This is a genomic window from Ruegeria sp. AI3, assembly GCF_056541245.1.
The window spans coordinates 1-2,258 of the sequence record NZ_JBQFYA010000037.1 but is presented as its reverse complement, the minus strand read 5'-3'; the positions used below and the strand labels follow the sequence as shown (position 1 = coordinate 2,258).

The 2,258-nt window shown below is 54.6% G+C and carries 3 protein-coding genes; all 3 read left to right on the top strand.

The genetic code is table 11. The annotated features are described in order from the left end of the window. Nucleotides 1-907, top strand: a 907-nt coding sequence (locus tag ACRZ95_RS22775) for an NAD(P)-dependent oxidoreductase (protein ID WP_480555652.1), incomplete at its 5' end; no start/stop codon positions are given. Beyond that, nucleotides 904-1,590, top strand: a complete 687-nt coding sequence (locus ACRZ95_RS22770) for a histidine phosphatase family protein (protein ID WP_480424482.1) — start codon at nt 904-906, stop codon at nt 1,588-1,590. The genes ACRZ95_RS22775 and ACRZ95_RS22770, both read left to right, overlap by 4 nt. Continuing rightward, nucleotides 1,583-2,258: hypothetical protein (locus ACRZ95_RS22765; RefSeq protein ID WP_480555650.1), on the top strand; the 676-nt coding region annotated here is incomplete at its 3' end. The genes ACRZ95_RS22770 and ACRZ95_RS22765, both read left to right, overlap by 8 nt.

The following is a 2,258-nucleotide window of genomic DNA, read 5'->3' as shown; positions in this document are numbered from 1 at the left end:
GCGCGATGGCGTTACCCAAGTGCTTGAGCATTGGCCGAAAGGCCCAACCATTGTACTTGACGAGGGCGCGCGGCTTATCGGGCAGCTTCATCAGGAAAATTCTACGGCGTCACAAGTTTGTATCGCAGCTGAAAAAACAGCGGAAGGGATTCAGGCGATTAAGAACCTCGGAGCGGGGCTCACAATGCCAGTCCTGATGAGCGACATGTCCATCGGGAAACGTCTGGTGGATAATCCACACGGAACAAGCCAGTCAATATTGCAAACTATCATTGACGTAACGCGGGAACTTATCGCTGGGAAAACGATACTTGTCTGCGGTTTTGGACGCGTGGGAACCGGCGTCGCCAGCAAGGCACGTGGCTTGGGTGCGCGCGTGTTAGTTGCCGAGACCAGGCCGACTCGAGCACTGATTGCCACACTTTCAGGCTTTGAGCTGCTGCCGCTGGCTGAGGCCCTGCCGCAGGCGGACATTGTGCTGACGGTGACTGGGCAAACCGGTGTAATCGCTCAAAACATGTTTTCGCATCTAAGCGACGGGACAGTATTGGTGAATGGCGGACACCTGCCGCTTGAAATCGATGTCCCCACCTTGTCGAAGTTGACTGAAAGCGCGCCATACGCCTCTGGCCTGACGCAACATCGGTTCGAAGACGGCAAGACGGTTTACCTGATGGCAGACGGTAACATCGCAAACCTCAGCGTCGGAACTGGAAACCCAAACGGTGTCATGGACACAACATTTTCGAGCCAAGTATTGGGGCTGCTCCACGCCACTGGCGAGAACCTTCAACCCGGACTGTACTCACTTCCAGACGACAGCGAACGCGAGGTTGGACGGCTGATTGCAGAAAGCCTCGGTATCAATACCTCGGGGTTAGATTTGCCAGCTAGGGTACGCGCATGACTAAACGTCTGCCTGATAATTTCACCCTCACTATTATCCGCCATGCACAAACCCCTACGAACTTAGATGGCACGTTTTGCGGCACCCGCAACCTTGCATTGACACCTTCGGGCAAGGCCATGGCGTGTCGGCTGCACCTTAATCCGCTGGTATCTTTTGCACCCGAGATATGGTGCAGCCCCTATAAGAGGGCGCAGCAAACCGCCGAATCCCTCGCCCAATCACTGAAAATCCCGAAGATTTCTAGCGATCAAAGATTAAGCGAACGTGACTTTGGCAGATGGGAGGGCCTCCATAGCGACGACCTTTCCGATCTGCCCGCCTATCAAAGCTGGAAGGCTGAGCCTTATCACAACCGCCCGCCGGACGGTGAAACCGGGGCCGAGGTGTTGCAGCGCCTACTAGCATTCCTCTCCCGGGCCTTGAACGAAAATCCGCAGATTATCGTTGTGACGCATAAAACACCTATTCGTCTGCTGACAGCTCACTTGATGGGAACGCCGGTAGCGGTGTTTCGCACATTGCCAGGATTTCATGTCTCGTCAGTCGTACGCATTTCGGCACAGCCAAGACAAGGCATCCGGGTCTACGGGCCGAGCACTTCCCATCTTCCTCCCGCTTGGCAGATCGACCCAGACCGAACGAATATTCAAGAACTTAAGGGTACCATAACGAATGCATGAGGCTCCAGAACGCCCGATCTCGGCACCGATCTTGCTGCTCGCTTTCAGTCTTGCACTACTGCATATGCCAAGCGGGATTCCAGCGCCGTTTTACCCAATTTTTCAAGACACCTTTAGCATTGGCGCGAACACAATCTCGATGTTTTTTGCCACCTATATTCTGGGCGTTGTGATCGGACTTATCCTAGCGCCTCGAATCCTATTCTTTGACTACATCCTGGTCGTGGCCTGTATGCTGTCTATCTTTGGAGACCTTGCTCTGTTGCGGTCTTCTTCTGTTCTGGAAATTTATGCGGGCCATTTTATCCATGGCATCGTGCTTGGGGTGTTTACAGTTGTCATCCCCGTCGTCCTGGGCCGGATTGATTTTTCCGGCGAAGCCAAGATTGCCGGGCGACTGACCACCTCCGCCAATGCGGTCGGGCTGACCGCAGGGCCGCTGTGGGGCGGTGTAATGTTAGCCTATGTTCCTTCGGGCGACACGCTGGTCTGGTGGCTACAGATTGCCATGACACTTTTGATCACACCGTTTATGAAGGTCTCGTTGCCCAGAGTCCCGGCACAAAACACGGGCCTTACCTCAGAAGATCTGAGTCGGTCCTTCAGAGACACCCTTACCCTGGCAGCCACGATGGTCGGCTTTGTTGCTTTTGCTACAGGAGGGCTGC

Excerpts from the sequence above, each read along its gene's own strand:
- ACRZ95_RS22770 (WP_480424482.1), top strand. The coding sequence starts at position 904 with ATGACTAAACGTCTGCCTGATAATTTCACCCTCACTATTATCCGCCAT.